This window comes from Necropsobacter rosorum (genome assembly GCF_964241405.1).
GTDB classification, from domain to species: domain Bacteria; phylum Pseudomonadota; class Gammaproteobacteria; order Enterobacterales; family Pasteurellaceae; genus Necropsobacter; species Necropsobacter rosorum.
The window spans coordinates 547084-555645 of record NZ_CAXSXF010000002.1 but is presented as its reverse complement, the minus strand read 5'-3'; the positions used below and the strand labels follow the sequence as shown (position 1 = coordinate 555645).

General features: G+C 47.9%; 7 protein-coding genes. 2 read left to right on the top strand and 5 right to left on the bottom strand.

What is annotated here, in order from left to right:
- Positions 1 to 437 precede the first annotated feature (437 nt).
- From ACESOH_RS06495 to ACESOH_RS06475, 5 genes are read right to left on the bottom strand one after another with little or no spacing between them, the layout of a single operon-like run.
- Positions 438 to 1256 carry a peptide ABC transporter ATP-binding protein gene (locus ACESOH_RS06495; RefSeq protein WP_032093740.1) on the bottom strand — a complete coding sequence of 273 codons (819 nt, stop codon included), beginning with the start codon at positions 1254 to 1256 and terminating at the stop codon, positions 438 to 440.
- A 14-nt stretch (positions 1257 to 1270) separates the two neighbouring features.
- Positions 1271 to 2326: a peptide ABC transporter ATP-binding protein gene (locus ACESOH_RS06490; RefSeq protein ID WP_373100416.1), complete on the bottom strand. Its 1056-nt coding sequence runs from the start codon at positions 2324 to 2326 to the stop codon at positions 1271 to 1273.
- An 8-nt stretch (positions 2327 to 2334) separates the two neighbouring features.
- Complete coding sequence (locus tag ACESOH_RS06485) at positions 2335 to 3222, bottom strand: ABC transporter permease subunit (protein ID WP_032093715.1); 888 nt, start codon at positions 3220 to 3222, stop codon at positions 2335 to 2337.
- Positions 3212 to 4177, bottom strand: coding sequence for an ABC transporter permease (locus tag ACESOH_RS06480; RefSeq protein ID WP_032093716.1), 966 nt, complete (start codon positions 4175 to 4177; stop codon positions 3212 to 3214). Before ACESOH_RS06480 ends, ACESOH_RS06485 begins: the two co-directional genes overlap by 11 nt.
- Positions 4174 to 5874 (bottom strand): ABC transporter substrate-binding protein, encoded by a 1701-nt coding sequence (locus ACESOH_RS06475; protein WP_032093717.1) that lies wholly within the window; start codon positions 5872 to 5874, stop codon positions 4174 to 4176. The genes ACESOH_RS06480 and ACESOH_RS06475 overlap by 4 nt, the downstream gene beginning before the upstream one ends.
- A gap of 66 nt (positions 5875 to 5940) precedes the next feature.
- Between ACESOH_RS06475 and ACESOH_RS06470 the strand changes: the two genes are divergently transcribed.
- The gene (locus tag ACESOH_RS06470; protein WP_373100415.1) at positions 5941 to 7347 is read left to right on the top strand and encodes a YcjX family GTP-binding protein; all 1407 of its coding nucleotides are present in this window, start codon (positions 5941 to 5943) and stop codon (positions 7345 to 7347) included.
- Positions 7348 to 7401: 54 nt separating this feature from the next.
- Positions 7402 to 8505, top strand: a complete 1104-nt coding sequence (locus tag ACESOH_RS06465) for a TIGR01620 family protein (protein WP_373100414.1) — start codon at positions 7402 to 7404, stop codon at positions 8503 to 8505.
- Positions 8506 to 8562 lie beyond the last annotated feature (57 nt).

The window sequence follows — 8562 nt, the reverse complement described above, 5'->3', positions numbered from 1 at the left end:
TGAGAGTAGGACACCGCCGGGTTTTAATTAGAGAAGAGACCACTTGCCGAGGGCAGGTGGTTTTTTTGTTTTTGGGGAAAAACTGGTAAAAAATCACCGCACTTTTAGGTTAACCAAAGATAAAGAGGATAAAGTGCGGTGGGTGTTGAGAGAATTTTTTTTCTAAACAAATCAAAAAATACACCAATCCAGTTAACCCCAACCGAACCACAATAAAAAATAGGTAAAAAACTACCGCACTTTTAGATTAACTAAAGATAACGGGGATAAAGTGCGGTGGGTGTTGAGAGAATTTTTTCTCTAAACAAATCAAAACATAAACTCAACTCAATCAAACTCAACAACCCAACCGCAATAAAAAACAGGTAAAAAAATCACCGCACTTTTAAGTTAACCGGAGATAACGGGGATAAAGTGCGGTAGGTTTTTGACAAATTTTATCCCTTTTGCAGGGGTAAATGGGGCGGCCATGAATCGGCGGTGAGCAGTTGGCCGAAATGGCTTTCTATCAGGCGTTTGGTGACTTCATTTTTCGGCGTGCTGAAAATGGAGCGCGTATCGCCGTATTCAATCATTCGGCCTTCATCCATCACCAGCACATTATCTGCAATATGTTTGATGATGCCAAGATGCTGGCCGACATAAATATAGGAAATACCTAACTTTTCCTGAATTTCTAGCATCAGGTTCATCAGCTGTGTTTTCACCGTGGTGTCCAGTGAACCGAGAGCGTCGTCGGCAATGATGATTTCCGGTTCCAGAATCAGCGCTCTGGCTAGGGCAACGCGCTGTTTCTGGCTGATGGATATCGTACTGATTTTAACGTTGGCATGATCAGGATAGAGCCCGACCAATCGTAAAGTGGAAAATATTTTTTCATTGCGTTGATGTTCATCAGATTTATTGCCTGCCAGGCGTAAAGGTGCATCAAGGATCTGACCGATATTTAACTTGGGATTAAATGACGCGTTCGGGTCTTGAAATACCATTCTGATGTGGCGGGAGCGATAATGATAATCACCGAAGGTCAGCGGATTGCCTTTAAAGCGGATTTCTCCCTTGGTGGGGCGGACGATGCCGACGATCATTTTGGCCAAGGTGGATTTTCCGGAGCTGTTTTTGCCGATAATGGCTAATGTTTGTTTCCGTTCCAGGGCAAAACTGATGTCGTCAACCGCATTAAACTGGTTGGAACCGAAAATGCCGACTTTATCTCGAAAGGATTTGGATAAATTATCAACTTGTAATAAGGGGATCATAATCAGTCTTCTTATGCTTTGATGTTATCTGGCAAAACCACAAGAGGCATCGGGATTTCCTCTCTGTCTTTACGCTGGCTGTCGCGTAAATTTAACGGATAATGACAATTAAATTCATGCTGTCTGATGCGGCGGGACGCCGGTTTGACCACGCATTTTCTTTGTGCGAAAGGACAACGCGGCCCCAGCCGACAACCGATCGGCATCTGTTCTAACAACGGCACCGTCCCTTTTAAGGTGCCTAACCGGCTTTTCGGCACTAAAGGCTGGCGGAAATCCGGGATCGAATGAAGCAGCGCATTGGTGTAAGGGTGATGAGGGGTTTGCAGGATTTCGTCCTTCGGGCCGGATTCTGCATTTTGCCCGCAATACAGTATAGTAAAGCTATCGCACCAATCGCTGATACTGTTGATGTCGTTACTGGCCAGCAGCACGGACATGCCTTGATTTTGATTCATGCTCAGCAGCAGGCGAAAAATCTGAACTTTGGTAATCGGCTCTAATGCGTTGGTGGGTTCATCGGCAATCAGCAGGCGAGGCTGGTTGGCAATTGCCAGCGCGATCATCACTTTTTGCTCTTCGCCTTCGGTGATTTCATTCGGGTAGCTGCGCATGATATCCTGATGATCTTTAATCCCTACCCGGTGCAGCAGTTCAATCGCCCGCCGTTTTTTCCAGCCGAACCATTGCCACCAATGCCCTTTGAATGTCCAGGACGGAATATTCTGAATCAGCTGTTTGCCGATTTTGCGGCTGGGCTCCAGACATGTGAGCGGTTCCTGAAAAATCATGGAAATTTCTTTACCGACCAGCTTCCGGCGCTTTTTTGGGCTGAGCTTTAATAATTCGATATCGTTAAAGCGAAAGCGATCGGCGGTGACGATCCAGGAATCTTTTACCGCATTGCAAATCACTTTCGCAATCAGGCTTTTGCCGGAGCCGGATTCGCCTACCAGCCCGCAGATTTCGCCGTCGTTTAAGGTCAGATTGACGTTATCGACGATTCTGATGCGCCCGTTCGGGGTTTTTATTTCGATACAGAGATTACGGATATCAAGTAAAGCCATGTTTTCACCTAGCGATAATATTTTTCTATGGCATTGCAAATACCGTTACTGAGTACCAGCCCGATAAGAATGGTGATGATAATGGCAATGCCGGGCAATATCACCGTCCACGGCGCGAGATAAATCAGCTCCAGCGAATCTTTAATCATTGCGCCCCATTCCGGGGTCGGACGTTGTGCGCCGAGTGAAATAAAACTTAGCGCGCTGATATCCAGAATCACAATGATAAATGCGCGGGTGATTTCGCGTATATAGGAGACGTAAATATTGGGAAAAATCGTTTCTTTCAGCAACACCCAGTTGGATGCGCCTTCTAAGCGCAGCATTAAAATATATTCTTTTTTTAATTCCTGCTGAATGGCCTGATAAATTTCGTGAATGAAATAGGGCAGCAGCGCTAACGTGATAGCCAGCATCGCGTTGATTAAACTGGCTTCCATTAAGGTGGCGATAATAATTGCAATCAGCAGGATCGGAATCGACAAAAAGGCATCGAAAAAATGCCCTAATATACGCGATTTTATGCCTTGCGACATGCCCGCCCAGACGCCGAGAATACCGCCTAATACGGCGGTGAACATCACCACGATCAAGGCGGAACCGAAAGTATAGCGGGTGCCGGTAATTAAACGGCTTAACAGATCGCGGCCGATATCGTCCGTTCCGAAGAAATAGGCGATTTTACCGCCGTCCACCCAAGAAGGCGGCATTAATTCATAACCGACGAACTGCATATCGCTTGAATAAGGTGCGATAAACGGGCTGAAAAGTGCGGTCAAAATCAGCGCAATAAATAAGTAAAGGCTGATTAAGGCGATTCTGTCCTGACGAAACGTATTCCAGATATGCCGGAATGCGAATGTTTCTCGGAAGTCTTCCGGTTCTCTATCTTGCATACCATCCCTTCTTATTCAGCGGATCCAACATAAAGGTCAGTATTTCGGCAAATAAATTGATAACGATAATACATAAACCGATCACGATAATGCCGGCGGCGATACTGTTATAATCCTGCATGCCCACGGCATCGATTAACCAGCGGCCGATGCCCGGCCAGCCGAAGGTGCCTTCAACCAGCATACATTGCGCCATAACCAGCGTGAACAGGCGCGGCATTTGCGGCACCAGCAGCGGTAAGGTATTGCGCAGAATATGCCGGCGCAGGATTTTGCAGCTTGACCAGCCTTTGGTTACGGTGATTTTAATATAATTCTGTTGCCACAGGTATTCCGCCCGCGTTTGCACCAGACGCATGATTTCCATGGTCGGCAAAATCGTCAGCACCAGCGTCGGCAGCACCAAATGCTGTAATACGTTCTGGATGATTTTAATGCGGTAGGGTTCGTTGATAAACCAGACGTCAATGATCGGAAAGCCGGTTATCGGCTTGATTTCATACAGCAGGTTATATTGCCCGATAGCGGAAATTTCCCAGTTATGAATCGAGGAAAAATAGAGTAAAATCGGCGCTACCCAGAAAACCGGTATGGATAACCCGATCGAAGAAATCGCCCGAATTGATTTTCCGTACACATTTTTGCTGTTTATCGCCCCGATCACGCCTAACGGAATGGCGAAGATAATCGCCAGTAAAATGGCGCAGAAACACAGCTCCAGAGTCGGCGGAAGCACGGTCAGAATCAGATCCTTTAACGATTCGCCGCCGTTATAGCTGATACCGAAATCGCCCTGCAACAAATTTTGGATATACAGCAAATAGCCTGAATAAAAATATGGCGTGGCGAAAACTTCATTTAGCGGATCGCGCATCAGCACCGTATAACTGATGATTGAAATGATCAACAAAGTGATGCACAGCAGAAAAAGATGGCGGAAGAAAGAAAAGATCATCGTTTTCCCTCTTTTTTATAGGACAGCGTGGCAAAGTTGATACTGCCGAAAGGCGTCATATCAATCCCTTGAACGCGCGATGAGGCGATTAACACGCGTTTTACGTTCGCCAGCGGAATAATCGGCAGTTCGGATAAAATAAGTTTTTGCGCCATATTATACGCCGCGGCTCTGTCCCGCAGATTAGAGGTCGCTAAGGCCTCGTTCATGATTCTTTCAAAGGGTTCGTAACACCAGTTGGACAGATTGGTAATATCGTTTACCGTGCCGCAGCTTAAAATCGGGCGCATAAAACTGTCGGGATCCAGATTTCCCGCCAGCCAGCCGGTCAGAATCATATCGTAATCTTCGGTGCCGTTTCTGAGCTGCTGAATTAAATAGGTTCTGGTGACGGCGCGAATATTCACGGCAACCCCGGCTTTCGCCAAGTCGAATTTAATCAGTTCGGCCATTTTTAACGGCGACGGGTTATACACCTGCTCTTCATTTAATACCCACATATCCAGATGAAGATGTTTGTCCTGAAAAAATTCCGCCGCCGCTGCAGGGTTATAATCGTAAGCGAAATCCGGCGTATTGACGGTCGCCGCCCAAGAGATAGTCGGAATGATATTATTAGCGGCGGTGGCCGTATTATGGTAAATGGTATTGATCAAACGGGTGCGTTCGATGGACTGCGAAACGGCGCGCCGCAATGCGGCATCCTGCATTTGCGGTTTTTGAAAATTAAATGCCAGATAAGCCAGATTCATCCCGTCGGTGGATTTGATGTAATATTTCTCATGATACTGCTTTAACAGCCCCAGCTGGCTGACTTCCGGATAAGAGGAAATCTGGCATTCTCCGTTCAGAAATTTCAGCAGTCTTCCGGTTCGGTCATTGGAAAAATCAATGGTAATATTTTCAATGCGCGCTTCTTTTTTCCAGTAATTATCATTTCTTATCAAACGCACATATTGGTTGCGGAAAAAATTTTTCACCTGATAAGGCCCGGTGCCGACCGGCAGCGCGTCGATCTGCACCAGATTATCGTCGGCATTCAGCTGCAAGGCGTATTCCTGAGAGAAAATAATGGCGTACTGACTGGCAAGATGGGACAAAATAGAGGCATCCGGTTCAAATAAGGTAATTTGCACCTGATGCGGGCCAAGAGCTTTGACCGATTCGATTTTCTCATTCAGGCGGATGCTTTCAAAATACGGAAAGCGCACCTTTTTGGCCTGTTCGTGAAAGATTTTGTATTGCGGGTTTTTATAATCCGCCGGGCTGGTATCCAGTGTCGGCAACGCTGTGTTATAGCCCAATACGCGGTTAAGGGAAAAGACCACATCGTCGGCATTAAAGTCGCGGGTCGGAGTAAACCAGTCGGTATGATGAAATTTCACCCCTTTGCGCAGATTCAGCGTGATAGTCTTGCCGTCGGCGGAAATGCGGTAGGATTGTGCCAAAACCGGTTCAAGGGTCGCACTGTTATTTTTGATCTCAAATAACTTGTTATAGATTTGCTCCGTCACCACATTCATACTGGTGCCCGCATCGGCGGTTTGAGGATTGAAAGAAAACCCGTTGGCATGCGTACAGTAAATCAACCCGTTGTCGGTTAATATTTTCGGCACTTTCGGCGCCGCGGCAGCATATTCGGCAACGACAGCGCATAAGCCGAGAAAACAGAATGCCGCGATTTTTCTAGTAAACATAAAACCCGTAATTGTGATAAATTATGTAGGGATTGTAAGATATATTAACGAAATTTAGAAATAAAAATGTTGAATTCTATTCAAAAAGAGCTGGACGATATTATTAATCGCGGTTTCGACCGCACTTTGCGTATTGCCGTCACCGGCTTGAGCCGCAGCGGCAAAACGGCGTTCATTACCAGCCTGATTAATCAGCTGCTGCACATTAACCGAACGGATAACAGTCACCTGCCGTTATTTGAGCCGGCGCGCAGTCATGGGATTATCGGCGTAAAACGCATTGCGCAGCGGAATTTAACTATCCCCCGCTTTGATTATGAAGGTAATCTGAACGATTTAACCGCCACCCCGGCAGTATGGCCGCAATCAACCCGCGGCGTCAGCGAAACCCGTCTGGCAATCCGCTTTCAGCGCCAAAGCGGGCTGCTGCGCCATATTAAAGAAAAAGGCACGTTGTATCTGGATATTTTCGATTATCCGGGCGAATGGTTGCTGGATTTGCCGCTGCTGGAGATGTCTTATCAGCAATGGTCGCAACGGCAGCACGGGTTAATGCACGGTAAACGCGCCGAACTGGCGGAAAACTGGCTGCAGAAAATCAAGGGGCTGGATCTGAGCCGCAGCGCGGATGAAGACATTTTGGCGCAACTGGCCAACGATTACACCCGCTTTCTGTTCGCCTGCAAACAGCAGGGGCTGCATTTTATCCAGCCGGGGCGTTTTGTGCTGCCGGGCGAGCTGGAAGGCGCGCCGGCACTGCAGTTTTTCCCGCTGACACATTTAAGCGAAACACAATGGCAGCAGTTAAAAAATGAAAACAAAGCGGACAGTTACTTTGCCGTGCTGAACCGGCGTTATGAATATTACTGCCGTCATGTGGTAAAAGCATTTTACCGCAATTATTTCTCGACCTTCGACCGGCAGGTGATACTGGCGGACTGTCTGACCCCGCTGAATCACAGTTATCAGGCCTTTCGCGATATGCAGGAAGGTTTACAGCAGCTGTTTAACAATTTTCATTACGGCAAACGCACGCTGTTAAACCGTTTATTTTCCCCGCGCATTGATAAGCTGATGTTTATTGCCACCAAGGCGGATCATATCACCAGTGATCAGCTGCCGAATCTGGTCAGTTTAATGCGTCAACTGGTACAAGAAGGCGGGCGTCACGCCGAATATACGGGGGTCGAAACCGACTATACGGCAATCGCGGCGATTCGGGCGACACAGCAGGTGGTGGTGGCGCAGAATGGCAAACAATTCAAAGCCATTCAGGGCATCCGTTCGTCCGATAAACAACAGATCACCTTATATCCCGGTTCGGTGCCGGGCAGACTGCCGCCGGCATCGTTCTGGCAAAAACAGCCGTTTGACTTTGACCAGTTTGAACCGCAGCCGCTGGAAGCCGGCGAACCGATTCCGCATTTAAGAATGGATGCGGTGCTGCAGTTTTTACTGGGCGATAAACTTTAAAGGCATGAGTTGGCGGCATACGGAATCACCAGTTGAGGAAATACGAAACGGATTATGCAAAAACAGATATTTAGCGACGCCGAACAGGCGCCTGAGCAAACAGCGGCATTTATGCCTAAACAGGAATTCGACCCCCGGCAGGCGGCGGTTGAACCCGATCCGATTGACAGCGTTGCACTGCAAGGCGAGCTGATAAGCGAACAATTCGAGCAAATTGTCGCCCCGAAACTCCGTTGGTGGAAAAAAGCGCTGGCAGCGACCGCACTTTTATTCGGCGGAGCCACCGTTGCGCAAACGCTGCAGTGGCTGATCGACAGCTGGCAGCAGCATCAATGGATTTATTTTGCCTTTGCGCTGGTGAGTTTTTCGGTGGTGATATTAGGCATTACGGCGCTGATAAAGGAATGGCGTCGTTTGGTCAGACTGAAAAAAAGAATGTTGCTGCAACAAACCAGTGCCAACTTACTGCGTAAAAGTGCGGTGGATTTTGCGCCGGATTTTTCCGCACGGCAGAACTCGGCGACGGATGGCGAACAAGGCAAAACATTATGCACCGAGATCGCCGCCGCGATGAACATTTCTGCGCAAACCCCGGCGTTTATACAATGGCAGCGGCAGCTGAACGACGGTTATTCGGCACAGGAGATCACCCGTTTATTCAGCCGCACCGTGCTGAAACCGGTGGATTTGCAGGCGAAAAAGCTCATCAGTAAAAATGCGCTGGAAGCGGCGATGATTGTGGCGGTCAGCCCGCTGGCGATAGTGGATATGTTTTTTATCGCCTGGCGCAATATTCGGCTGATTAACCGTTTGGCGGAAATTTATGCCATTGAACTGGGTTATGTCAGCCGTCTGCGCCTGCTGCGCATGGTATTTTTGAATATGGCTTTTGCCGGAGCGACGGAAGTGGTGCAGGATATGGGAATGGAATGGCTGTCGCAGGATATCACCGCAAAATTGTCGGCGCGGGTGGCACAAGGGCTGGGCGTCGGGCTGCTGACTGCACGGCTGGGCATTAAGGCGATGGAATTTTGTCGGCCGCTGGCCTTTGAAAAAGAGGAAAAACCGCGCCTGTCGCATATTCAGAAAGAATTGCTGACCAGCCTGAAAACGACCGTATTAGGCGGCGAAAAGCGCAAACAATCAATAAAATTGTAAATTTTTCTTTCCATTTCGGTGTAAATGTTTACAATAATCCTCGAAATCTATTGCCGG

Bases quoted from the DNA above. Each gene is read 5' to 3' on its own strand.
- ACESOH_RS06490 (WP_373100416.1), bottom strand. From the start codon at position 2,326: ATGGCTTTACTTGATATCCGTAATCTCTGTATCGAAATAAAAACCCCG.
- ACESOH_RS06470 (WP_373100415.1), top strand. From the start codon at position 5,941: ATGTTGAATTCTATTCAAAAAGAGCTGGACGATATTATTAATCGCGGT.
- ACESOH_RS06480 (WP_032093716.1), bottom strand. From the start codon at position 4,177: ATGATCTTTTCTTTCTTCCGCCATCTTTTTCTGCTGTGCATCACTTTG.
- ACESOH_RS06475 (WP_032093717.1), bottom strand. From the start codon at position 5,874: ATGTTTACTAGAAAAATCGCGGCATTCTGTTTTCTCGGCTTATGCGCT.
- ACESOH_RS06465 (WP_373100414.1), top strand. From the start codon at position 7,402: ATGCAAAAACAGATATTTAGCGACGCCGAACAGGCGCCTGAGCAAACA.
- ACESOH_RS06485 (WP_032093715.1), bottom strand. From the start codon at position 3,222: ATGCAAGATAGAGAACCGGAAGACTTCCGAGAAACATTCGCATTCCGG.